This window comes from Arthrobacter sp. 01T428, from assembly GCF_056398685.1.
The window spans coordinates 549576-572525 of record NZ_JBFTPW010000001.1; the positions used below are offsets into that span (position 1 = coordinate 549576).

The following is a 22950-nucleotide window of genomic DNA, read 5'->3' on the forward strand; positions in this document are numbered from 1 at the left end:
GGGGTCCGCGCTTGCCGCATCCGTTCCGGACCGGCCGGGTCGTCACCCGGGGCACCCCGCCGCGATGGAGGGTTGCCGGCCAGCAAACCGGGGTTTCGCGCTGGCACTCGTGACCTGTAAAGAGAGTAGGACACCGGCGAGGCGGGTTCCAATGTGACCGCGATTGTTAAGCGGATTGTTACACCGCCCGAAAAATGTGCCTTCAGCCGAAGAAAAAGCAGCGGACGCCCCTAAAAGGGGGCGTCCGCCGTCGTTTATTCAGTGAACAGGAGGGGCTACAGAAGGTCGTCGAGTTCGGGGTTGAGCCTCTTGAGGACCTCGGAATGGAGGATCGAGTTAGTGGCGACGGCGTTTCCGCCGAAGGGGCCGTCCGCGCCATCCAGGGATGTGAAGCGTCCGCCGGCCTCGGTGACGATCGGCACCAAGGCGGCCATGTCGTAGACCTGGAGTTCCGGTTCGGCGGCGATGTCCACGGCGCCCTCGGCAACGAGACAGTAGGACCAGAAATCGCCGTACGCACGGCTGCGCCAGACATCGTTCTCGAGGCCCAGGAAGTTGTCCAGCTTCCCGTGCTGCTTCCACTCGGAAAGCTCGGAGTAGGAAAGCGAGGCGTCTTCGAGCCGGGACACGTTGGAAACTTTCAACCGGGTGGCGGCGGCCAGCGACCGGCCCATGTAGGCGCCGGAGCCCTTGGCCGCCCACCAACGCTTGCCGAGCGCCGGAGCGCTCACGAGCCCCACTACTACTTCGCCCTCGTCCACGAGGGCGATGAGCGTAGCCCAGACGGGTACGCCGCGCACGAAGTTCTTGGTCCCATCGATGGGATCGATGATCCAACGCCTGGAGCCGTGGCCCGTGCTGCCGAATTCTTCGCCGAGGACGGCGTCGCGGGGCCGGGAGCGGGAGAGCTGCCCACGGATTGCTTCCTCGGCGGCTTTGTCGGCATCGGTGACTGGGCTCAGGTCGGGTTTGGTCTCCACCTGGAGGTCCAGCGCCCTGAACCGCTCCATTGTCAGGGAATCGACGGAATCGGCCAGCACATGGGCCAGCCGTAGGTCGTCGTTGTAGCTCGAATCGGGTTGGGTCATGGTTCCAAACTACCGTCTATTCGCCGGTGAGCCGGGGAGGTAGGACGGCATGCGCTGAGTTAGTTGACCGTACCCAGTTCCTTGGCCTCTTGGGCTTCCATGCGCGGGTCCGCACCAAGGAGCCTGCGGAGCGATGCAAGGCGGGCGGGGCCGGCCTCGCCCGCGTGGCCTTCGGCGACCCAGGAATCCAGCCCGCATCGAACGGCGGAGGCATCGTGCTTGCAACCACGCTCGCACCTTTCCGTCCCCGGCTCCAGGTCCGGGAAGGCGTGCAGGATGCGGTCCGGGTTCACGTGGGCGAGGCCGAAAGAACGGATGCCGGGCGTATCGATGATCCAGCTTCCGCCAGGGGCGTCGCTGAGCTTCAGTGCGAGGGCAGAGGACGAGGTGTGGCGTCCGCGCCCCGTCACGGCGTTGACCCCGCCTGTGGCGCGCTCGGCCCCGGTGAGGGCGTTCACCATAGTGGACTTCCCGACGCCTGAATGGCCCAGGAGGACGGTGACCTTGCCGTCGAGGTAGTCCCGCAACTGGCCGACGGCGTCACTGTCGAGGCGGGCGGACAGGCCGTCGTCGGAGCGGGCGTCGATTCCGGAGGCGCCTGCGTCGGCCGTCCGGCTGATGATGATGGGGAAACCGAGGCTCACATAGTTGGCGAGTAGTTCCGTCGGATCCTTGACATCTGCCTTGGTGACGAGCAGCAGCGGCTCGATTCCGGCGTCGTACGCTGCCACCAAGGCGCGGTCGATGAATCCGGTGCGTGGTTCCGGATTGGCTGCCGCAACCACCACCACGAGCTGGTCGGCGTTGGCGACGACGGCCCGCTCGATCGGATCCGTGTCATCGGCACTTCGCCGCAGGAGGGTCTTTCGCTCCTCGACGCGCACGAGGCGGGCGAGGGTGTCCGGTGCTCCGGACACATCGCCGACGAGCGCTACGAAGTCTCCGGGAACCACAGGGGAGCGACGGAGCTCCCGGGCGCGGGCCGCGATGACGATGCGCTCGTTGTCCGAGCTTTCGCCCACGATCGCGGTGTAGCGCCCGCGGTCGACTGTGATGATACGCCCGATCACGGCGTCGTCGTGGCTGGGGCGGTCCTTCGTACGGGGTCGTGTGCCCTTCTTGTTGGGGCGGATCCGGACATCGGACTCATCCCAGGAGCGTGCGTCGCGAGCCATCGTCAGTTGCTTGTCTCCATTGAAACGGTGTCCGCGGCAGCTGCGCCGGCAGTGAGCATCGACGCCCAGATGTGCGGGAATTCCGGCATGGTCTTTGACGTCGTTGCGATGTCTTCAACCTGGACACCCTCGACGGCGAGCCCCAGGATGGCGCCCGCAGTAGCCATGCGGTGGTCGGCGTAGCTGTGCACGACGCCGGCGTGCAGCGCTGCGGGCCGGATCACCAGGCCGTCGCTGGTTTCCTCGGCGTCGCCGCCGAGCCGGTTGATCTCGGCGACCAGCGCGGCCAGCCTGTCCGTTTCGTGTCCCCGCAAATGCGCGATGCCGGTGAGCCTGGAAGGACCGGTTGCCAGGGCGCATAATGCCGCTACGGTAGGAGCGAGTTCGCTGGTTTCGTCGAAGTCCGCTCCCAGGATTTCCGGTCCGCCGGTGACCGTCAGTGTGCCGTTGTCCAGCGTGACGGTTGCACCCATGGTGGCGAGGATGTCCCGCCAAAGGTCCCCGACTTGCGTGGTGTTGGCCGGCCAGTTGGGGATGCGGATGGTTCCCTTCGTGGCCAACGCCGCGGCGAGGAAGGGACCCGCGTTGGAAAGGTCCTGCTCGATCCTCTCGTCGAACGCCTGAATGGTGCCGGGGGCGACCCGCCAATGGTTCGGCACGGAGTCATCCACCTGCACTCCGACGCCGCGCAGGACCGAGACGGTCATGTTGATGTGGTCGAGGCTCGGCACGGGCTTGCCGACATGCTCGAGGTGAAGGCCCTCATCGAACCGGGCGCCGACCAGCAACAGGGCGGAGACGAACTGCGACGAAGCGCTTGCGTCGATCACCAAGTGGCCGCCGCGGACAGAGCCTGTGCCGGAAACCTTGAACGGGAGGGAGTTCGCTGTATGCCCGTCGAGGCCGCTGACTTCCACTCCGAGTGTCCGGAGGGCTTCGATGATGGTGCCCATGGGACGAAGCCGCGCGTGGGGGTCGCCGTCGAACACCGAAGCGCCGTTGCGGAGGGCCGCGAGCGGCGGCACAAAGCGCATGACCGTGCCGGCCAGGCCACAGTCGATGGCGGTCTCCGACGCCGTGGCCGCGGGATCGATGGGGGTGACTTCAAGGTCCGGGCCGTAGTGTCCATCGCCGGGAACTTCGGTGATGGTGGCGCCAAGCTGGCGCAAGGCCTCGACCATCAAGGCGGAATCCCGCGAATGCAAGGGTGCCCGCAGCCTGCTTGGGCCGTTGGCCAAGGCCGCCAGGACCAGATAACGGTTGGTCAGCGACTTCGAGCCGGGAACCGTGACCGTGGCATCCACAGGGTGGCTGGCGAAGGGTGCCGGCCACAGGGGGAGTGCGGGCGGCGTGGCGCTTCCTGAATCGTCGGTCTGCGTGGCGGGGGATCCTGGCATGCTTCCTTATGCTCCAACTGCGTTGTCTACGGCCTTGCGGACGGCACGGTCTGTCTTCTTGAACTGCTTGCCCGTGGCCTTCTTGGCGTCCATGGCGAGGTGTTCGGCACGCCATGCGAGGCTTGGTTTGCCCGCGGTGTCGACGGCGGCGAGGAAAACGCCACCCGTCAGCGAAATGTTCTTGAGCAACTGGGCGCGGCGGGCGAGCCGGCCTTCCTTGGTGCTGATGTCGGCAGAACGCCACTCGACAAAAGTGTTCAGGACCGAGATGCCGGCAAGCACGCTTGCCGAGAACCGGGAGCATTTGCCGAGTGCCAGCAAGGCGCCGGCGCCCACTTGCGCACCGCCGATGACCCTCGCCAGCGTCTTCTCGTCCGCCGGGAAAGGCAGTGACTCGGAAGCGCGGCGGAGCAGCGGAGAGAGCTGCTTGGCAGTGTCATCCGCGTTCTTGAGCTTGTCCAGCCCTGCGACGACAAAACTGGAAGCCAACATTGGCCTGGCGAGAAAACGGACGAGGGACATGTTTTGCCTCCTGGATGGCGTGCCACGGTGTTCAGGTGGTGCTGCGTTCAAGTGGTGCGGTGTTCACGGGGTGCAGTCGGATCTAGTCTTGCATCTTTGCGGAATATTTGCCCGGAGCTTGCCGTTGTCAGAAGAAGGTGCGGTATGGGCTGGACCTTGGATTGTGGCGTGTGTGTGGTGCCGCGCTTTGTCATGTCGTTTGAGTGGAGATGGTTTTTTGGCCTTGGTTAAGGACCGCGAGGGACACTTGGCGCTTGGGCGGGAGCTGCCAGGGGACTCCCGGAGGGTGACAGTAGACTTGGATGCAATGAGCACCATGGATCCGGCCGCAGCGGCCATGTACAAGGCAGCGACCGAAGTCACGGACGCAACGTCCGACGGCGACGCGACGGTTGAGTCCGACGTCGAGATTGCGGTGGACTTCGCAACGGAGACCCCCGAACAACGGAGGGCGCGCTTCGAACGCGACGCGATGCAGTATGTCGACCAGCTTTATTCGGCCGCCATGCGCATGGCCAGGAATCCGTCCGACGCCGAGGACCTGGTCCAGGAGGCCTACACCAAGGCCTTCTCCGCCTTCCACCAGTACAAGCCGGGTACCAACCTCAAGGCGTGGCTGTACCGCATCCTGACCAATACGTACATCAACCTCTACCGGAAGCGGCAGCGAGAACCGTTGCAGTCGAATTCGGACACCATCGAAGACTGGCAGCTGGCGCGGGCGGAGTCCCATACGTCGGCGGGGCTGCGTTCTGCGGAGGCGGAGGCACTGGACCATTTGCCGGACTCGGACGTGAAGAGCGCCCTGCAGTCCATTCCGGAGGAATTCCGGCTCGCGGTGTACTTCGCTGACGTCGAAGGCTTCGCCTACAAGGAAATATCAGACATCATGAATACCCCGATCGGCACGGTCATGTCCCGGCTTCATCGCGGCAGGAAAATGTTGCGCGATCTGCTGGCGGACTACGCCGCAGAACGGGGAATCAGCGCCGGCGCGGAAGAAAAGGCCTTGGCCGTGGGCGCGGCCACAAGCAAAAAACAGGAGAAAAGGAAATGAGCTGCCAAGGATTGGGCGACTGCGACGATGCTCGGATGCAGCGTATCTACGAGTACCTCGATGGTGCGTTGACCCGCGAGGACATCGCAGAGATCAAGGTGCATCTGGAAGATTGCCCGGAGTGCACCGAGCAATACGACCTTGAGTGCGTCATTCGCACCGTGGTCAAGCGCTCCTGTACGGAAGCGGCTCCTGAGAATCTCAAGAACTCGATCCTGGACAGGATCCACGCTATGAAGTCCGTGGACGTCTAACAGCCTCAAACGGCAAGGGCCCCGGAAACCTGATGGTTTCCGGGGCCCTCCGCATTAAGTCTTACGCTAAGCCGCTGGCTTAGGTGTTGGGACGCTTGCCGTGGTTTGCGCCGCCGCGCTTACGGTCACGACGCTTACGTGCACGCTTGCTCATAGCTGGCCTCCTTAGATTCTTGATACTCAATAAAGCTGCCCTCCAGTCTCCCACATCACGGGGCCGCCCCGCGAACCGTGCCGGCCAACCGCGGAGGGAATCGGGGGACTCAGCCGCGCAGGGAATTCCGGATGGAGATCCTGGCCTGGTCCAGGACAGTGCGCACGGTCTCAAGGGCGACCGGAGTCAGGGCCTTGGAGCCGGCGTGCTGTCGCAGCTCCACCCGGATGTCATCACGGAAGGACTGGACCATCATTTCGGCTTCCTTCAGGATGCGGTGTCCCTCCGGAGAGTAGCTTCCGGCCCACGACTGGAAGTCCGCGGACTTCGCATTGGCTCGCGCGGCTTCGGCAGTCGCCGCCAGGTCTGCACGCAAGCCGCGCATGTTGCTGCGGATGTCGTCTCGGAGATTGTCGGCCAAGCGCCGCACGGAGGCGGAGATGTTGTCCTCGACGTCGGCCAGTTCCTGCCGTCGGCTGTTGAGTTCGGCCAGTCCGGCCGCGGTGATGGAGTAGTTGGTCCGGCGCCCGTCGCTGCTGGTGGCTACGAGTCCTTCTTCCTCGAGTTTGCCAAGGCGCGGATAGATGGTTCCGGCACTGGGCGAGTAGGTCCCGCCGAAGCGTTCGCCGAGGGCCTTGATGAGCTCGTAGCCGTGCTTGGGGCCTGATTCCAGGAGCGCCAGCAGGTAAAGCCGGAGGGCTCCGTGGGCAAAGACGGGCGGCATCAGGCTTCCTCCTCTCCGGGTGCTGAGTGCGTTGTTCCGGGGGCTGGCGCACTGCCATGGATGATGGAGGTCTTTCCGGACACGGAATTGGTGCGTGCCACCATGAGCCGCTCGTCAGGGCCAACGATGGTCTGGACCCTTCCACCTGACTGGGCATAGAGCTGGTCATCGATCATCACGGTGCCACTTGCCGTCTTGGCCACGATGTCCACGCCCACGTCATGCGGAAGGCGGACAGTGAGGTCCCCTGAAATGGAGTTGGCTCCGAAATCCTGGGTGTAGCCGTGAAGGTCGAAGCTGAGGTCGCCGCTGACAGTATTGGCCCGGATGTTCTTGAAACGGCCCGAAGCCGTGACTTCGCCCGAGACGCTCTTGGCGGTCATGACGCCGTCGTGGTTTCGGGCGATGACTTCGCCGCTCACGGTGTTGACGTGAAGCTCGCCCCGCGTGCCGTCCGCGAGGACTGACCCGGACACCGTGTTGAGGCGGATATGGCCGGTGACTCCCGACACCATGCCGTCGCCGCCCACGGTTCCTGCTTCGACGTCGACGCCGGCTGGCAGTGCGATGCTAATGACGATCGTGTTGGTGCTGGTGTTGTTGACGGTCCCCATCAGGTTGCGGAACCAGCCCTGGGGGCCGTGCAACTGGTGGCGGACCTCGAGCCGGCCGTCAATGAGGCTGACGCTCAGCGGATCGCCGTCGATCTCCGAGACTTCGATCCTGGTGGTCGCCTCGTCGTGCGTGACGACGTCGAAGCGACCCTTGACGATCCCCAGCTTGAGTGAGCGGACGCCGTCGACGTCGATGGTCTGCGGACCGGTAACGGTCCAGTTCTCTTCTGACATGGCCCCTCCATTGCTGCGCTACCATTGTCGCGATATATCGCGTTGATGAATTCACGATATATCGCGATATCGCGCTTGGCAATGGGTCCCGAAAGCGAGAGGGGTGCCTCGGGCCCTGGCTATTCCGGCTGGGCGATCCTCAACCACTGGAACCAGCCGCGGTGCAACACGAGCCAGGCCATGAGCCCGTAGCCCGCTTGGCCCGGGGTGCCGCCATTCGCAGCGAGGTCGGTGCGCCACTGTTCGTGGTTGAGCAACGGCGAGAACGTGTCGACGTAGTGGTGGTTGCGGCGGGTGGTGACGTCCGCAAATGCGGCATTGAGTTCCGCGATCCGGCGGTTCTTGGCCGGGTCCAGCGTGGGTGGTGGACCGACGACGAATACTTCGATGTTGCTTTGGGACGCCCCGTCGAGGATATTGGCAAGATTGAGGCGGCTGCGTGCCGTGGAGACACCGAATTCGATGTCGCGGCCGGACAAACCGATCACGAGGCGGTTTTCGTGGACGTTGCTGAAGCGTCTCCCGGCTTCGTCGAGCCAGCGCGCCGCAAGGCCCTCCGTGCCCTCCATGGGGCAGGGAAGCGAGTAGCTCTCCACGGGAACGGAGTCCTGGGGAGTCCGCGCAAGAACCCTTCCGAGCCAGCCCAAGGCCCTGGGGTCACCGAGCCCGGCGAGTAGTTCATCACCAACAGCTGCGATGCGCAGCTTCCTGTCTTCCACGGTTACCTCTTCACCAAACGTTGCGGTCCTTGCACTGTGCCCGGCCGGGCGGCTGGATCACCGGGCACTTGTTCCATTAAACAGAACCGCCCGGCTGGAAGCGGGTATTGAACCTCCAGCCGGGCGGCCTTCTCTTTTGAGGGTTACTTGCGTTCGAATGCCTGCTTGAGCAACGTGGCCTGTTCAGCGCTGTGGCGCTTCATCGAACCGGCTGCCGTAGAGGCCGATGCCGGACGCGAAACGAGCCGGACCTTGCGGTCCAGTGCCTGCGGCAGGTTCAAGCCGATGAACGGCCACGGACCCTGGTTGGCGGGTTCGTCCTGCGCCCAGACGATGTCGGCGTTCGGGTACTTGGCCAGTTCCGCCTCGAGCTGGGCCTGGGGCAGCGGGTACAGCTGCTCCAGGCGGATGATCGCAGTCGACGTGTCGCCGGTCTTCTGCCGGTTCGCCAGAAGATCGTAGTACAGGCGGCCGGAAACCAGGATCACGCGGTCAACGCCCTGTGCCTGAAGGGGCTCGTGTTCGCCGATGACCGGCTTGAAGCCGCCCGTGGTGAAGTCCTCCACCGCTGAAGCCGCACCCTTGAGGCGCAAAAGCTGCTTCGGAGTGAAGATGATAAGCGGCTTGCGCGGACGGCTGTAAGCCTGCCGGCGCAACAAGTGGAAGTGCGAGGCGGCCGTGGTGGGGTTCGCCACGATCATGTTGTCCTCGGCACAAAGCTGCAGGAAGCGCTCGATGCGTGCGGACGAGTGGTCCGGTCCCTGGCCTTCGTACCCGTGGGGCAGCATGAGCACGAGCGAGGAACGCTGGCCCCACTTTTGCTCGGCCGAGGAGATGAATTCGTCGATGATGGTCTGTGCACCGTTGACGAAGTCACCGAACTGGGCCTCCCACAGCACCAAGGCGTCCGGGCGTTCCACGGAGTAGCCGTACTCGAAGCCCATGGCCGCGTATTCGGACAACAAGGAGTCGTAGATCCACAGCTTGGCCTGATCCCCGCTCAGGTTGCCCAGCGGCATCCATTCGCTGCCGTTGGCGCGGTCGTGGAACACGGCGTGACGCTGAACGAACGTGCCGCGGCGGGAGTCTTGGCCGGCGAGGCGGACGGGGACGCCCTCCATGACGAGCGAACCAAAGGCCGCGATCTCGCCGAAGCCCCAGTCGATGCCGCCTTCGCGGGACATCTGCTCACGCTTCTCCAAGAGCTGCTTGAGCTTGGAGTGGACCGTGAAGCCTTCCGGAATATCGAGGTGCGCCTGGCCGATCCGCTGCAGCATTTCGGCTGAAATGGCGGTGGTGGCCGGCGCGTTGGTGCCGAAGTCCGCCTGCTGGGCGATGGGACGCTCGATGTCCGACACCGCGGCGGAATCCGCCGTGATGATCGGGATAGGCGAAGTCTGTGCGGCGTGGGTCTCCGCGAAGACGCGTTCGAGGCGTTCCTGGTAGTCGCGCAGCAACTGTTCGGCTTCGTCCTCGGTGATGTCGCCACGGCCGATGAGGGATTCCGTGTAGAGCTTGCGGACGGAGCGCTTGGCTTCGATGAGGTTGTACATGAGCGGCTGCGTCATCGAGGGGTCGTCGCCCTCGTTGTGTCCACGGCGGCGGTAGCACACCATGTCCACAATGACGTCCTTGTGGAATCGCTGGCGGAACTCGTAGGCCAACTGCGCGATGCGCACCACGGCCTCGGGGTCGTCGCCGTTCACATGGAAGACCGGAGCCTGGATCATCTTGGCCACGTCGGTGGAGTACGTCGAAGAGCGCGACGACGACGGTGCGGTGGTGAAGCCGACCTGGTTGTTCACGATGATGTGGATGGTTCCACCGGTGCGGTAACCGCGCAGCTGGGACAAGTTGAGCGTTTCCGCGACAACGCCCTGGCCTGCAAACGCGGCGTCGCCGTGGACCATGATGGGCAGCACGGGGAACGCCTCGCCCTGGTCCAGCCGGTCCTGCTTGGCCCGGACAATGCCTTCAAGCACGGAGTCAACCGCTTCGAGGTGGGACGGGTTGGCGGCGAGGTAGACCTTGGTCTCATTGCCGTTGTCCGACGTGAACGTGCCCTCGGTGCCGAGGTGGTACTTGACGTCGCCCGAGCCCTGCACCGAGCGGGGGTCCTGGGTGCCTTCGAACTCGCGGAACACCTGGGCGTACGTCTTGCCCGCGATGTTGGTGAGCACGTTGAGGCGGCCACGGTGGGCCATGCCGATCGCGACTTCGTCGAGTCCGTCGTCGGCGGCGTCGGAAATGATGGTGTCCAGCAGCGGAATCAGGGATTCCCCGCCTTCGAGGGAGAATCGCTTCTGGCCCACGAACTTGGTCTGCAGGAAGGTTTCGAAGGCCTCTGCTGCGTTGAGCTTGGATACGATGCGCAGTTGCTCTTCGCGGCTCGGCTTGGAGTACGGGTGCTCCACCTGGTCCTGGAACCACTTGCGTTCTTCGGGTTCCTGGATGTGCATGTACTCAATGCCCGTAGTGCGGCAGTAAGCGTCGCGGAGGACGCCCAGGATGTCGCGGAACTTGAGCATCGGCTTGCCGCCGAATCCGCCGGTGGGCCACTCGCGGTCCAGGTCCCACAGGGTGAGGCCATAGGTCAGCACGTCGAGGTCCGGGTGCTTGCGCTGGACGTATTCGAGGGGGTTCGTATCTGCCATGAGGTGGCCGCGGACCCGGTAGGAGTGGATCAACTGCTGGATCCGGGCAACCTTGTTGATTTCGTCAGCGGGGTCGACCTGGAGGTCGGGGCTCCAACGGACGGGCTCGTAGGGAATGCGCAGCGCTTCGAAGATCTCGTCGTAGAAGTTCTGGGCACCGAGGAGGAGCTGGTGGACGAGCTTGAGGAACTCGCCGCTTCCGGCACCCTGGATGACGCGGTGGTCGTACGTGGACGTCAGCGTGAGGATCTTGCTGATGGCGTTCTGGGCGATGATCTTCTCGCTCGCGCCTTGCCACTCGGCCGGGTAGTCGAGGGCTCCGACGCCGATGATGGCGGCCTGGCCCTTCGAGAGCCGGGGCACGGAGTGCACGGTGCCGATGCCGCCCGGGTTTGTCAGGGACACGGTGGTGCCGGCGTGGTCGTCCGCCGTGAGCTTGCCGTTGCGCGCGCGCTTGATGAGGTCTTCGTAGGTGTGCCAGAACTCCGCGAAGTTCATCGTTTCGGCCTTCTTGATGTTGGGAACCATCAGGAGGCGCGTGCCATCGGGCTTGGGCATGTCAATGGCGATGCCGAAGTTGACGTGCGCGGGCTGCACGGCAACGGGCTTGCCATCCACTTCGTCGTAGTACACGTTCATCGACGGGAACTGGGACAGTGCGCGGACCACTGCGTAGCCGATGAGGTGGGTGAAGGAAACCTTGCCGCCACGGGCGCGGGCAAGGTTGGAATTGATGACAACGCGGTTGTCGATCAGGAGTTTGGCAGGAACGGCCCTGACGCTCGTGGCGGTAGGAACCTCAAGGCTCATGACCATGTTGGACGCAATGGCCTTGGCCGGACCACGGAGGACGGAGACGACGTCCTCTTCCGGCGGGGTGGGAGCTTTGGTGCTCTTGGGAAGCTGTGCCGGGATCGGCTGGGACTGGCTGCCGTCGGATGGCTTCTGCGCGCCGTCCTTGGCGACAGTGGCCGGTGCCTTCTTGACCGGTGCCGCGGGAGCAGCCGGAACAGGTGCGGGGGCGGCGGGGGGAGCTGCCGGGGCAACCACGGGCGCGACCGGCGTCATTGCCGTTGCGGCGGCCTGTGCCACGACAGGAATTTCGCGAGTGGGAGGGTTGGCAGGGGCTGCTGATGTTCCGTTGGAAGAAGTGCCGTCAGCGGTATAGAAGGACTCGAAAAGCGGCCACCACTTGGCGTCGACCGAATTCTTGTCCTGTTGGTACCGCTCGTACAGTTCGTCAACGAGCCACTCGTTTCCGCCAAATTCCTCGGGTAGACGGTGGCTTGGCTGCTCTGGCACTTGAAATACGCCTCTTCCATGAGTGTTGATTTCCAGCTGGCCCGGGGAACTGCAGGGGGGTGCAAGGCGAGCCAGGGTCCGGGTCCCGCGAACTCAGACCCTAGCCAGTCTAGTGACGAGCGGCGGCTATCTGCCAATAGTGGTGACCTAAATCATGCTGAAGGCGGGATGGCCCGGCTTTTGCGTCCGGAGGGGGCTCATCTTTCCCGGGATTTTCCGGTCGTTTGCTGCGTCGCAGAGCCCGGCCCTGGCCGGTGAAGTCGCGTGAAGCCGCGTCTCGGCCGGACTGTAGACTTGAATTCTTATGGACAGTAATTCTAGGTGCCGGCCTGGGAGCTGCAGGGGAAGCCGTTCGGCAATCTCCGCGCAGCGCACCCGCCGAGCCGGCAATACCCGTACACATGCCCATCGCACTCCGGATCTCCTGGCCGGCCGGTCGGCGGATCGCTCATCCGCTGCGTCCGACCAACCCCCGCCGGGCCAACCAGCCTGTAGCCCTCCTGGTGCCCTGCTCCTGCCCTCCGCACGATCCGGCGGCCTCTAATGGAGTGGCTTTTCCTTCTCGCCGGCGTGCTCCTGATTCTGGGCACCGGCTTCTTTGTAGCCGTCGAGTTCTCACTCGTGGCACTCGACCAGTCAACGGTCCAAAGAGCGGTCGACGGCGGCGACCACGCCGCCGAGGCGTTGCTCAGATGCCTCAGATCCCTTTCTACCCAGCTCTCGAGCTGCCAATTGGGGATCACCCTCACCACCTTGCTGACCGGCTTCGTCATGGAGCCATCGGTCGGCTCCCTCTTGCACGGACCGCTTCTTTGGGCCGGGCTGCCTGAGGCTGCTGCCCAGTCCTTGTCGCTCATCCTGGCCATGGCCTTCGCTACCGGCTTGTCGATGCTGATCGGCGAACTCGTTCCCAAGAACATGGCCCTGGCCTTGGCATTTCCGCTCGGCCGGGCGCTGGCCCGCCCGCAACTGATGTTCACGGCCGTGTTCAAGCCCGCAATCATTGTGCTCAATGGCTTCTCGAACAAGGTGCTCAACCTTGTGGGACTCGAGGCCAAGGAGGAGATCTCTGGCGCGCGCTCGCCTTCTGAACTGGCCTCCCTGGTGCGCCGTTCGGCAGAGCTGGGAACCCTCGACGCCGGGACGGCCAACTTTGTTGCCCGGACCTTGAATTTCTCGGCGCGTACGGCGGCCGACGTCATGACCCCGCGCATCCGCATGGAAACCATCGACGCCGACCAGCCCGTGTCGGACATCATCGAAGCGGCCCGGCGGACCGGGTATTCGCGCTTCCCGGTCATCGGCGAATCGGCCGATGACATCCGGGGCGTGGTGCACATCAAGAAAGCCGTGTCAGTCCCGTCGGAACGCAGGAGCCGGCTGGAGGCCGGAGCCATCATGTCCGAAGTCCTGAGCGTTCCCGAGACCATCCATCTTGACGCCCTGCTTTTGGAACTCCGCGAGGGCAACCTGCAACTCGCCGTCGTGCTTGACGAGTACGGCGGAACTGCGGGGATCGCCACCCTTGAGGACCTGGTGGAGGAAATCGTCGGCGAGGTGGCGGATGAGCACGACAGGGTCCGGCCCGGATTGCTGCAGAGCGCCTCGGGGGATTGGTATTTTCCCGGATTATTGCGTCCGGACGAGGTCAGTGAACAGATCCCGGGCCTCACGGTTCCCGACGACCCCGCCTACGAAACCGTGGGTGGCTACGTCATGAGCCAACTTGGCCGGATCGCGATGGTCGGCGACGTCGTCGAGGCCGGCGGCGGCACGCTGGCCGTCACCCGGATGGACGGCCGCCGGATCGACCGCATTTGTTTCCACCCCACGGCGCCCGACGGTGACGCCGACGACGACGAAGGCACCGAAATTGGCACAGCGGAAAGCGATTCGAACGGATGGCAAAGCAGGAAGCAGGCCAGCAAGCGGTTGAGCAAGGGGTCCGGCGGTTCTGCAGGCGATGCCGTAGGCAACCCCGTGGCCAAAACCAGCCGTAAAGGACGTGCCGCATGAGCGACTGGGCAGGAATCCTGTGGCTCGTGGTGCTGTTGATCGGCAACGCCTTCTTTGTCGGCGCCGAGTTTGCCGTAATGTCTGCGCGCCGCAGCCAGATCGAGCCTTTGGCCCAACGCGGGTCAAAGCGCGCGCAGACCACCCTCTATGCGATGGAACACGTCTCGCTGATGTTGGCGTGTGCCCAGCTTGGCATCACGGTGTGTTCTTTGCTGATTCTCCTCGTGGCCGAGCCTGCCATCCACCATTTGCTGGGGGCACCGCTGGAGTCCGTGGGCGTCCCGGTTGAATTGGCGGATGTCATCGCGTTTGCGGTTGCCTTGCTCGCGGTCACCTTCCTGCATGTCACCTTTGGCGAGATGGTCCCCAAGAACATCTCTGTTTCGGTCGCAGACAAGGCGGCTTTGCTTCTGGCGCCGCCGTTGGTCCACGTGGCCCGCTTCGTGAAGCCCGTCATCTGGACGCTGAACTGGCTGGCCAACCGCATCCTTCGCTTGATGAAGATCGAGCCCAAGGACGAGGTGACCTCCTCCTTTACCCTCGAGGAAGTGCAGTCCATCGTGCAGGAATCGACCCGTCACGGGCTGGTGGACGACGACGCCGGCCTGCTGAGCGGCGCTTTGGAGTTTTCCGAGCACACCGCTGCGCACATCATGGTGCCGCTGGACAAACTCGTCACGCTCAAGCCTGGCTCGACGCCGCGGCAACTCGAGAAAGCGGTCAGCCGCACCGGTTTCTCACGCTTCCCCGTGTTGGACGACGACGGTGAGCTGACCGGCTACCTTCACATCAAGGATGTGCTTTCCATTCCCGAGGAAGGGCGCCGCTATCCGATCGCGGAAAGCCGGATCCGGTCCCTCGTGAACCTCGCACCGGAGGACGAGATTGAAGATGCCATGGCCGTGATGCAGCGGACCGGCTCGCACCTGGGTCGCGTGGTGGGGACGGGCGGTGCGACTCTGGGGGTGTTGTTCCTGGAAGACGTCATCGAACAGCTTGTGGGCGAGATCCGCGACGCCACCCAGGCCAGGGGAATCCGACGGCTGGGCGGAACGGAATCAGCGTAACCTCCTGCTGGCCTCCAACGGGGCCGGCAGGAGCCGCCCAAAATTCTAAATAGGAATCATTCCCATTTGCGGGTACACTCATGGAGTCCCCTGTTGTGCTTGATTCGGTAGATCCGAGGTTTTCCGTGCGTCGTGCCGCCGCCCGCCTTTCCCTTGCCGCCCGCCTTTCGCTTGCCGCTTCCGCGGGCCTGGCAGTCCTGCTTTCCGCATGCGCGGCACCCGCCGCGACGGCGCCGTCGTCGCCCTCCGGGGTGATCGACGTAGTGGCCTCCACCAGCGTGTACGGCGACATCGCCAAGAGCGTCGGCGGTGACAAAGTGTCAGTCACCTCCATCATCAGCAAGACCAGCCAGGATCCGCACTCCTACGAGGCAAGCACCCAGGACAAGCTGGCCGTCTCCAAGGCCCAATTGGTGATCGACAACGGCGCGGGCTACGACGACTTCTTCAGCAAGCTGGCCGATGACAGCAAGGTCGCGGCGGACAAGACCCTTACCGCCGTCAACGTCTCCGGGCTCCTTCCCGCGGCCACGGCCGGCACATCTCCCTCAGCGGTGCCGGAAGGGTTCAACGAGCACGTCTGGTACAACTTCGACGCGATGGCGAAAGTGGCCGATGCTATCGCTGCGAAGCTCGGAAGCCTGAACCCCGCCGATGCCAAGACCTTCACCGCCAATGCCGACAAGTTCAAGTCTTCGCTGACCGGACTCAGCGCCAAAGTCGCAGCGATCAAGGCTTCCAAGGGTTCCGCTCCGGTAGCGGTTACAGAGCCCGTACCGGGGTACTTGCTTGAGGCTGCGGGCTTGGAGAACAAGACGCCCGAGGAATTCAGCCACGCCATTGAGGTCGGCTCGGACGTTCCGCCGGCAGCGGTCAAGGAAACGAGCGATCTGATTTCCTCGAAGTCGGTTCGCTTCCTCGCGTACAACGAGCAGACCGCCAGCGCTGAGACGGAAAAGCTGAAGGCCGCGGCAACTGCTGCCGGCGTCCCGGTGATCGGTTTTACCGAGACACTTCCCGAGGGCAAGGACTACGTTGCCTGGATGACGGACAATGTGGGCAACGTTGCTGCTGCCCTGAACAAGTAAAGGCCTATGCAGATACGAACAGACGGGCCCCGCAATCGTCCTAAGATATACAGGGCGGCTGCGGGGCCCTCCCTGTTCATCCAAGTGCAGGCCGGCAGCGACATCTCTTCGCGAACCCCATGGATCGAGGATTCTTTTTGACACCGGTAGTGAGCCTTCGCGGCGCGGGCCTCCAGTTTGGCCAACGGGCCCTCTGGAAGGACCTCGACGTGGACATCCAGGCGGGTGAGTTCTTCGCTGTGCTCGGCCCCAACGGCAGCGGCAAGACCAGCTTCCTCAAAGTCCTCCTCGGTTTGCAGCAGCTTCACTCGGGGACGGTGACCGTGGCCGGACAGGCCGTGGAACGTGGCAGCCGGAAAATCGGCTATATCCCGCAGCAGAAGTCCTTTGCTCCGGATACGCCCTTGCGCGCCAGGGACCTCGTGGCCCTCGGCGTCGACGGCCACCGTTGGGGCCTGCGGATCAAGGCCAAGGCCGTCAATGAGCGCGTCGACGCCCTCCTGGACTTGGTGGGGGCGAGTGACTACGCCCGCGTACCGCTTGGCCAATTGTCCGGTGGCGAGCAACAGAGGCTCCGGGTTGCACAAGCCCTTGCCGCGGAGCCTGAACTCCTGCTCTGCGACGAACCGCTGCTGTCTTTGGACCTGCACCACCAGCAGGCCGTAAGTGCCCTCATCAACCAGCAATGCCACGAGCGGAACAGCGCCGTGGTGTTCGTGACGCACGAGATCAACCCGGTCATCGACTACGTAGACCGCGTCCTCTACCTTGCCGGCGGCAGGTTCCGCGTGGGAACACCGGAAGAGGTCATGACCACCGAGGTCCTGTCCGAGCTGTACAACAGCCGCGTTGAGGTCATCCGCGCGAACGGCAGGATCGTCGTCGTCGGCCTTCCGGACGCGACGACGCACTACCACGATGACGCCCACGCCGGTGTGGAGGAAGGTCACTAAATGGATCTCGGAAGCATCCTGCACACCATCTTCAACTTTGAAAACTATGGCGAACTGCTGGCCCTGGTCCAGAATTCCATCTGGGCCGGTGCGGTCCTTGGCCTGCTCGGCGGGCTCATAGGCACTTTTGTCATGAAGCGGGACCTCGCCTTCGCGGTGCACGGCATTTCGGAGTTGTCCTTCGCCGGTGCCTCCTTTGCCCTGCTTATCGGGGCGGACATCATTTTCGGTTCGCTCGCGGGATCCGTTGCGGCTGCGCTGCTTCTGGGACTCATGGGCGTCCGGGCGCGGGACAAGAACTCGATCATTGGCGTCATCATGCCGTTCGGGCTAGGCCTGGGCATCTTGTTCCTGGCCCTCTACCAAGGCCGGGCGGCCAACAAGTTCGGGCTACTGACCGGCCAGATCGTCTCAGTGGACACTGTCCAGCTCCAGGTCCTGGCAGGCACGGCCGTGGTGGTCATGCTCGCTCTGGCCGCGATATGGCGCCCGCTCAGCTTCGCCAGTGTGGATCCTGAGATGGCGGAAGCCAGGGGAGTGCCTGTCCGCGGCCTGGCAATTGCCTTCATGGTGTTGCTCGGCGTCAGCGTTGCCTTGTCCATCCAGATAGTCGGCGCGCTTCTGGTGCTGGCCTTGCTGATCACGCCCGCTGCCGCTGCCCTTCGCGTGACCACTTCGCCGCGGCTCGTGGTCTTGTTGAGCGTGGTCTTTGCGATCACGGCCACTGTGGGCGGCATCCTCCTGGCGCTCGGCAGCAGGATTCCCATCAGCCCGTATGTCACCACGTTGTCGTTCCTGATCTATGTGGTGTGCCGGGTCATCGGCAACGTGCGCGTCAAACGGGGGATCAACGGCCGGATCGTCCGTCCCCACGCTGCCGTGGGCCAGGCAGTGGAAGACCAGGCGGTAGCCGGCTAGAGCAGGCCCGCGGCCTTCTTGGCAGTGCACTCGGGGCAGAGCCCGAAAATCTCCACCGTGTGCGCCACTTCGGTGTAGCCGTTCTCGGCAGCCACCCGGGCTGCCCACGTCTCCACCGCCGGAGCTTCCACTTCGACGGCCTTGCCGCAATTGCGGCACAGCAAATGGTGGTGGTGGCCTGTGACCGCGCAGCGGCGGTAGACGGCTTCGCCATCGGCATTTCTCAGGACATCGATCAGGCCGTCGTCGGCAAGTGACTGCAGGATGCGGTAGGCCGTGGCCAGGGACACCGAGACGCCTTGGTTCTGGAGCAGCCGGTACAGTTCCTGGGTGCTCACGAAATCGTCGAGTTCGTCCAGGGCGGCGCTGACGGCCAGGCGTTGCTTGGTGACGCGCTGCTCTTTGACGGCGGGATCCTTGGCATCCGGAAGCGACCGGGCTGAGGGCCCGGACGTGGCGGCATTGGCGCCCTGTGACATTCGTGGACTCATTTCGATGTGGTTGTTCGCAAGTACCAACGTTACCAGCAGGCCACGCTCGGACGCCGGTTCGTGGACACCATTGGAGGCCCGTCCTAGGCTGGCTGCATGAAGCTCACCAAGTTCACCCACGCTTGTGTCCGCCTGCAAAAGGACAGCCAGGTCCTTGTGATCGACCCCGGGACTTTTTCCGAGTCCGAGGAAGCCCTTGCGGGCGCCCACGCGGTGCTGATCACCCATGAGCACGCCGACCACGTGGACGTGGACGCCGTCGTCGGAGCCCTCAAGGGAAACCCAGGGCTGCAGGTGCACGCACCCTCCGGTGTCGCGTCCCGACTTGCCGAGAAGGCGGGCGACGACGGCGAGCGTGTACACGCCGTCGAACCCGGCACCTCTTTTGAAACCGGGGGCTTCGCGATCCGTTCCTTCGGAGGGCAGCATGCCCTCATCCACCCGCAGATTCCGGTGGTGGCCAACATCGGCTACCTCGTGGACGAAAATGTCTTCCACCCCGGGGACTCATTCGTCGTCCCCGATGGCATCGACGTGCAAACCCTGCTGGTGCCCATCCACGCGCCGTGGTCAAAGGTGGGCGAAGTGGTTGACTTCGTGATCGCGGTCCGCGCACCCCAGGCCTACCCGGTCCACGATGGCCTGCTCAACGAACTCGGACGCGGTTTGGTGGAAGGCCACGTAACCCGGATCGGCGCGAAGTACGGTACCCGCTATGCGAGGTTGTCGCCGCTCGAGTCCGTGGAGGTCTAGCTCAGTCTGCGCCGCCTACATGCTGCCTGGCCACGTACCCGTCTCGAAGAAGTCGGCCAGTACGGCCTCGTATGGGGCGGGATCCAGGCCGCGCTCAGCGAGCCAGTCCGGGTTGTAGTAGCTGCCCGCGTAGCGATCACCGGCGTCGCACATGAGTGACACGATGCTGCCGCGCTTTCCCTGGGCCACCATCTCGGCAATCAGTTGGCAAACACCCCACAGGTTGGTTCCCGTGGAGGGCCCGGCGTGCAGCCCGGCCAGCCTGCGCAGGTGCCGCATGGCGGCCACAGAAGCGGCATCGGGGACCTGGATCATGGTGTCGATGACGGCCGGGACGAAGCTGGGTTCCATGCGCGGCCGTCCGATGCCTTCGATCCTGGATGGCATTCCCGTCGTGTAGTCCGAGACGCCGTCGCGCCAGCCGGGGTAGAACGCGGAATTTTCAGGATCGACCACGGCCAGCCGCGTTGAGTGGCAGTGGTACCGCAGGTACCGGCCGATCGTGGCGCTGGTGCCGCCGGTGCCGGCGCCCACCACGATCCACTCGGGCACCGGATGTTCTTCGAGGGCGAGTTGCTCGAAAATCGATTCCGCAATGTTGTTGTTGCCGCGCCAGTCGGTGGCGCGCTCAGCAAAGGTGAATTGGTCCATGTAGTAACCGCCGGACGTCCGGGCAACCTCCTCGGCCATTGCGTAGACCTCAGAGGCGTGATCCACGAGGAGGCAGGCGCCGCCGAACTCTTCGATGAGGGCGATCTTTTCCGGGCTGGTGGTCCGGGTCATCACGGCGATGAACGGAAGTCCGATCAGCCTGGCGAAGTACGCCTCGGACACGGCGGTACTCCCGCTGGAAGCCTCCACGATGGTGGTCCCTTCCGTGATCCATCCATTGACCAGGCCGTAGAGGAAAAGCGAGCGGGCCAAGCGATGCTTGAGGCTGCCCGAACGGTGCGTGGACTCGTCCTTGAGGTAGAGCTGGACACCCCAGTGTTCGGGGAGCGGCACTGCGTAGAGGTGCGTATCCGCCGAGCGGTTGTTCTCGGCTTCGATTCGTCGGATTGCCTCGCTGGCCCATGCCCGGTCCTGGTTGCGTAGAGTGCTCACCGATCCAGCCTACCGGCGGAGGCTGCCGCCCAAGGATAGGCTGGTAGCCGGTCGGCAGCTGCACGGCGGCAGCGTCGCAATCGTTTGGTAGACACAGCAAAACAAAGGAGATTTGATGGCCACGATCATTGACGCAGCCGCACTCAAGGACCGCATGGATGCGGGCAAGCGGACTGTGTTGCTCGACGTCCGGTGGGTGTTGGGCGATCCGCACGGCCATTCGCACTTCCGCCAAGCCCACATCCCTGGCGCGGTCTATGTGGACCTCCATCACGAACTCGCCGATCCCACGGCCGAGGGCCAGGGGAGGCATCCGTTGCCGTCCACCGCTGCTTTGCAGCGGAGCGCCCGTGCCTGGGGAATCAACGACGGCGATACCGTGGTTGCCTACGACGACAGCGGCAGCACTGCCGCGGCACGGTTGTGGTGGCTGCTGCGGGACGCCGGTTTCCATTCCGTCTTCCTGCTCGACGGTGGACTGGGTGCCTGGCGCGCCGCAGGCCACCCGCTGGCGCAGGACGAGCAACCGCCGGTTCCGGGCGACGTCGTGCTTGGACACGGCCACATGGATGCCATCAGCATGGAGGACGCGGCTGACTGGCACAGCCGTGGAATCCTTCTCGATGCCCGGGCGGGGGAGCGCTACCGGGGCGAAATCGAACCCATTGATCCCCGCGCGGGACACATTCCCGGCGCGCTGAGCGCCCCCACCAGCGGAAACCTCGGACCGGACGGCACGTTCCTCCGCGCAGCGCAGCTCCGCAATAGATTTGCTGCCCTGGGCATCGACGAAGGCAGCAAGGTAGCGGTTTACTGCGGCTCCGGGGTGACGGCAGCCCACGAAATCGCCGCCCTCGAAATCGCCGGATTCAGGGCAGCCCTCTTCCCGGGCTCCTTTTCGCAATGGTCCTCGCTCGACGCCAACCCGGTTGTCACCGGTGCAGCGCCGCTAGGCACTCCGAGCCCATGAGTCATGGGTCCGGTGACGCCGGAGGGGTATGGCAGCGCGGAGTGGCAAAAAATCCGCCCGCAGGGGTAGCGTCGAGGCATGACTCCCGGACGCCCCGTTCCTCCGCCCCTTGGCAAGCCGCTCGTCGTGAGTGACGAGACCGCGGAGGCCAGCCCCGCTGCACCCGTGGCCGCGAAAGGCATGCCGACCCTGGCGGCCGCATACGGCGCCACTTCCGCGGAAAGCGGTCTTGTCCCGCTGACAGTGGCCCGCCGCGTTCCCAAGGAAGACGACGTCGAGATCGAGATCGACTTCTGCGGTCTTTGCCACTCCGATGTCCACGCGACGCGGGGCGAATGGGGTGCCCAGAGCTATCCGCTCGTCCCAGGCCACGAAATCGTGGGCCGGGTCCGTCGGGTGGGCTCCGCCGTCGACGACTTCGTGCCCGGAGACCTGGTGGGCGTCGGTTGCTTGGTGGACTCCTGCCGCGAGTGCGATAGCTGCCTCGAAGGCTTGGAGCAGTATTGCGAACGCGGAAACGTCGGCACCTATGGGGTGAAGGATTCCCGGAACGGCGGCGCCATCACCCAAGGCGGTTACTCCACTTCCGTGGTGGTTGACCGCCGCTTCGTGTTGCGCGTTCCCGAGGGCCTTGACCCGGCCGCGGCGGCGCCCTTGCTGTGCGCGGGCATCACCACCTACTCGCCGCTTCGCTACTTCGACGTCGAGGAGGGGGACGTTGTGGGCGTCGTCGGCCTCGGCGGACTGGGACACATGGCGGTCAAGATCGCGAAAGCCATGGGGGCGCACGTGGTGGTCTTCACCACCTCGGATGCCAAGGTCGAGGCGGCAATAGAGCTCGGTGCGGACGACGTGATCCTCTCGAAGGACTCCGAAGCCATGGAAGGCGCCGACCGCACTATCGACGTCATTATCGACACCGTCGCGGCGCCCCATGACCTGAACCCGTACTTCCGGACCTTGCGGCTGAACGGCGCCCTCTTCCAGTTGGGGCTGCCTCCCACCGACATGCCTCCGGTCAGTCCTGGCGCGCTGATCCGGCGGCGGCTCTCCTATGCAGGCTCGTTGATCGGCGGCATTGCCGAGACCCAGGAAATGCTGGATTTCTGCGCTGAGCACGGCGTCGTCAGCGAAGTCGAAGTGGTCACCGCCCGGCAACTCAATGAAGCCTACGACCGCATGGTTGCCGGCGACGTCAAATACCGTTTCGTCCTCGATACCAAGACCCTTCAGCCCCCTTCGGAAAAGGCAGACGTATGAGCACCCTCTTCACCAAGATCATCAACGGCGAGATTCCCGGACGTTTTGTCTGGAAGGACGACGACGTGGTGGCTTTCCTGACCATCGCCCCGCTGACCGATGGCCACACCCTCGTGGTGCCGCGCGAAGAGGTGGACCGCTGGACCGACGTCCCTCCCGAGCTCCTCAACAAAGTCATGTCGGTCGCGCAGACAATCGGCAAGGCACAAGTGGAGGCGTTTGGCGCACCACGGGCGGGACTGTCCGTGGTGGGCTTCGAAGTGGAGCACTTCCACGTGCACGTCTTCCCGGCAACGTCCCTGGCCGATTTCGACTTCGGAACCGTGGAGCACAACCCGGACCCTGCCCGGCTCGACGCGAATGCGGCAAAACTCCGCGCCGGGCTCGTCGCCGCCGGACACGGCGAGTACGTTCCAGCAGATTGAGTTGGGGCAAC

At 64.3% G+C, this 22950-nt stretch carries 22 protein-coding genes and 1 riboswitch; of the genes, 11 read left to right on the forward strand and 11 right to left on the reverse strand.

Annotated elements, in window-relative coordinates:
• Nucleotides 1-2: 2 nt before the first annotated feature.
• A riboswitch (SAM riboswitch) is annotated at nucleotides 3-115 on the reverse strand.
• 160 nt (nucleotides 116-275) lie between these two features.
• From hisN to AC1DJB_RS02580, 4 genes are read right to left on the reverse strand one after another with little or no spacing between them, the layout of a single operon-like run.
• On the reverse strand, nucleotides 276-1088 hold the full coding sequence (hisN, locus tag AC1DJB_RS02565) for a histidinol-phosphatase (protein ID WP_476909860.1): 813 nt from the start codon (nucleotides 1086-1088) through the stop codon (nucleotides 276-278).
• Nucleotides 1089-1147: 59 nt separating this feature from the next.
• Nucleotides 1148-2263, reverse strand: a complete 1116-nt coding sequence (rsgA, locus tag AC1DJB_RS02570) for a ribosome small subunit-dependent GTPase A (RefSeq protein WP_284988440.1) — start codon at nucleotides 2261-2263, stop codon at nucleotides 1148-1150.
• A 2-nt stretch (nucleotides 2264-2265) separates the two neighbouring features.
• Nucleotides 2266-3660 carry a 3-phosphoshikimate 1-carboxyvinyltransferase gene (gene aroA, locus AC1DJB_RS02575; RefSeq protein WP_441432444.1) on the reverse strand — a complete coding sequence of 465 codons (1395 nt, stop codon included), beginning with the start codon at nucleotides 3658-3660 and terminating at the stop codon, nucleotides 2266-2268.
• Between the two features lie 6 nt (nucleotides 3661-3666).
• Nucleotides 3667-4182 (reverse strand): DoxX family protein, encoded by a 516-nt coding sequence (locus AC1DJB_RS02580; RefSeq protein ID WP_059387593.1) that lies wholly within the window; start codon nucleotides 4180-4182, stop codon nucleotides 3667-3669.
• A gap of 217 nt (nucleotides 4183-4399) precedes the next feature.
• Between AC1DJB_RS02580 and AC1DJB_RS02585 the strand changes: the two genes are divergently transcribed.
• Both AC1DJB_RS02585 and rsrA read left to right on the forward strand, forming a co-directional pair.
• Nucleotides 4400-5239, forward strand: coding sequence for a sigma-70 family RNA polymerase sigma factor (locus AC1DJB_RS02585; protein WP_059387594.1), 840 nt, complete (start codon nucleotides 4400-4402; stop codon nucleotides 5237-5239).
• Entirely contained in the window at nucleotides 5236-5493 is a 258-nt protein-coding gene (gene rsrA, locus AC1DJB_RS02590) for a mycothiol system anti-sigma-R factor (RefSeq protein ID WP_028264789.1), read from the forward strand. Before AC1DJB_RS02585 ends, rsrA begins: the two co-directional genes overlap by 4 nt.
• Nucleotides 5494-5572: 79 nt before the next feature.
• Here rsrA and AC1DJB_RS02595 read toward each other — a convergent pair whose 3' ends face one another.
• The 5 genes from AC1DJB_RS02595 to AC1DJB_RS02615 all read right to left on the reverse strand — a co-directional run bounded on the left by AC1DJB_RS02595 (nucleotide 5573) and on the right by AC1DJB_RS02615 (nucleotide 11894).
• The gene (locus tag AC1DJB_RS02595) at nucleotides 5573-5647 is read right to left on the reverse strand and encodes a 50S ribosomal protein bL37 (RefSeq protein WP_369299106.1); all 75 of its coding nucleotides are present in this window, start codon (nucleotides 5645-5647) and stop codon (nucleotides 5573-5575) included.
• Nucleotides 5648-5756: 109 nt separating this feature from the next.
• A complete protein-coding gene (locus AC1DJB_RS02600) occupies nucleotides 5757-6371 on the reverse strand; it encodes a PadR family transcriptional regulator (protein WP_059387595.1) in 615 nt (204 codons plus the stop codon).
• The gene (locus AC1DJB_RS02605; protein WP_332601910.1) at nucleotides 6371-7219 is read right to left on the reverse strand and encodes a DUF4097 family beta strand repeat-containing protein; all 849 of its coding nucleotides are present in this window, start codon (nucleotides 7217-7219) and stop codon (nucleotides 6371-6373) included. The genes AC1DJB_RS02600 and AC1DJB_RS02605 overlap by 1 nt, the downstream gene beginning before the upstream one ends.
• A 119-nt stretch (nucleotides 7220-7338) precedes the next feature.
• Nucleotides 7339-7938, reverse strand: a complete 600-nt coding sequence (locus tag AC1DJB_RS02610; RefSeq protein ID WP_059387597.1) for a GDSL-type esterase/lipase family protein — start codon at nucleotides 7936-7938, stop codon at nucleotides 7339-7341.
• A gap of 143 nt (nucleotides 7939-8081) precedes the next feature.
• Entirely contained in the window at nucleotides 8082-11894 is a 3813-nt protein-coding gene (locus tag AC1DJB_RS02615; RefSeq protein ID WP_476909861.1) for a multifunctional oxoglutarate decarboxylase/oxoglutarate dehydrogenase thiamine pyrophosphate-binding subunit/dihydrolipoyllysine-residue succinyltransferase subunit, read from the reverse strand.
• A gap of 543 nt (nucleotides 11895-12437) precedes the next feature.
• Between AC1DJB_RS02615 and AC1DJB_RS02620 the strand changes: the two genes are divergently transcribed.
• The 5 genes from AC1DJB_RS02620 to AC1DJB_RS02640 all read left to right on the forward strand — a co-directional run bounded on the left by AC1DJB_RS02620 (nucleotide 12438) and on the right by AC1DJB_RS02640 (nucleotide 17936).
• Nucleotides 12438-13910 carry a hemolysin family protein gene (locus tag AC1DJB_RS02620; RefSeq protein WP_307053591.1) on the forward strand — a complete coding sequence of 491 codons (1473 nt, stop codon included), beginning with the start codon at nucleotides 12438-12440 and terminating at the stop codon, nucleotides 13908-13910.
• Entirely contained in the window at nucleotides 13907-14977 is a 1071-nt protein-coding gene (locus AC1DJB_RS02625) for a hemolysin family protein (RefSeq protein WP_059387599.1), read from the forward strand. Before AC1DJB_RS02620 ends, AC1DJB_RS02625 begins: the two co-directional genes overlap by 4 nt.
• A gap of 95 nt (nucleotides 14978-15072) precedes the next feature.
• A complete protein-coding gene (locus AC1DJB_RS02630; protein ID WP_307053592.1) occupies nucleotides 15073-16065 on the forward strand; it encodes a metal ABC transporter solute-binding protein, Zn/Mn family in 993 nt (330 codons plus the stop codon).
• Between the two features lie 119 nt (nucleotides 16066-16184).
• A complete protein-coding gene (locus AC1DJB_RS02635) occupies nucleotides 16185-17018 on the forward strand; it encodes a metal ABC transporter ATP-binding protein (protein WP_370872698.1) in 834 nt (277 codons plus the stop codon).
• Nucleotides 17019-17936, forward strand: coding sequence for a metal ABC transporter permease (locus AC1DJB_RS02640; protein ID WP_441432443.1), 918 nt, complete (start codon nucleotides 17019-17021; stop codon nucleotides 17934-17936).
• Here the strand turns inward: AC1DJB_RS02640 and AC1DJB_RS02645 are convergent.
• Nucleotides 17933-18415 carry a Fur family transcriptional regulator gene (locus AC1DJB_RS02645; protein WP_441432442.1) on the reverse strand — a complete coding sequence of 161 codons (483 nt, stop codon included), beginning with the start codon at nucleotides 18413-18415 and terminating at the stop codon, nucleotides 17933-17935. The genes AC1DJB_RS02640 and AC1DJB_RS02645 overlap by 4 nt on opposite strands.
• 108 nt (nucleotides 18416-18523) lie before the next feature.
• On the opposite strand from AC1DJB_RS02645, the gene AC1DJB_RS02650 reads away from it, so the two are divergent.
• Nucleotides 18524-19180, forward strand: a complete 657-nt coding sequence (locus tag AC1DJB_RS02650) for an MBL fold metallo-hydrolase (RefSeq protein ID WP_441432441.1) — start codon at nucleotides 18524-18526, stop codon at nucleotides 19178-19180.
• A gap of 15 nt (nucleotides 19181-19195) precedes the next feature.
• Here the strand turns inward: AC1DJB_RS02650 and cds1 are convergent, their stop codons facing one another.
• The gene (gene cds1, locus AC1DJB_RS02655; RefSeq protein ID WP_441432440.1) at nucleotides 19196-20284 is read right to left on the reverse strand and encodes an L-cysteine desulfhydrase Cds1; all 1089 of its coding nucleotides are present in this window, start codon (nucleotides 20282-20284) and stop codon (nucleotides 19196-19198) included.
• Between the two features lie 115 nt (nucleotides 20285-20399).
• Between cds1 and AC1DJB_RS02660 the strand changes: the two genes are divergently transcribed.
• From AC1DJB_RS02660 to AC1DJB_RS02670, 3 genes are all read left to right on the forward strand, one after another.
• On the forward strand, nucleotides 20400-21254 hold the full coding sequence (locus tag AC1DJB_RS02660) for a sulfurtransferase (protein ID WP_441432439.1): 855 nt from the start codon (nucleotides 20400-20402) through the stop codon (nucleotides 21252-21254).
• A 78-nt stretch (nucleotides 21255-21332) separates the two neighbouring features.
• The gene (locus AC1DJB_RS02665) at nucleotides 21333-22514 is read left to right on the forward strand and encodes an NAD(P)-dependent alcohol dehydrogenase (protein ID WP_441432438.1); all 1182 of its coding nucleotides are present in this window, start codon (nucleotides 21333-21335) and stop codon (nucleotides 22512-22514) included.
• A complete protein-coding gene (locus AC1DJB_RS02670; protein WP_306960950.1) occupies nucleotides 22511-22939 on the forward strand; it encodes an HIT family protein in 429 nt (142 codons plus the stop codon). The genes AC1DJB_RS02665 and AC1DJB_RS02670 overlap by 4 nt, the downstream gene beginning before the upstream one ends.
• The last annotated feature ends 11 nt before the right edge of the window (nucleotides 22940-22950 follow it).